This is a genomic window from Pantoea sp. GbtcB22, assembly GCF_019091025.1.
GTDB classification, from domain to species: Bacteria; Pseudomonadota; Gammaproteobacteria; order Enterobacterales; family Enterobacteriaceae; genus Pantoea; species Pantoea leporis.
Window position 1 is genome coordinate 1 of sequence record NZ_JAGXKB010000794.1, and the last position, 238, is coordinate 238.

At 58.8% G+C, this 238-nt stretch carries 1 pseudogene; it reads right to left on the reverse strand.

Annotated features, from left to right (window positions below):
- Positions 1–29: 29 nt before the first annotated feature.
- Positions 30–238: pseudogene (locus tag KVT28_RS26700) on the reverse strand (sugar ABC transporter permease); the annotation flags it as partial.

Genomic DNA, 238 nt, shown 5'->3' on the forward strand with positions numbered 1-238 from the left:
GAACCCGGCAAACCCAGCCAGCTATGTTAGCCTTCAAGTATCCCAAACTGCGACAGCAGGGGGATGTTCCTCCCGTAATCCGGGTTGAAATCCAGACGCCACATCATGGCGTTAACGATGGTCGGCAGCGCCCACGGCAGAATCACCAGCACGCGCAGCACGTTGCGTCCGGCGAATTTCTGGTTCAGCAACAGCGCTACCAGCACGCCGATCTCGCCTTCAATCGCCACCGACACCA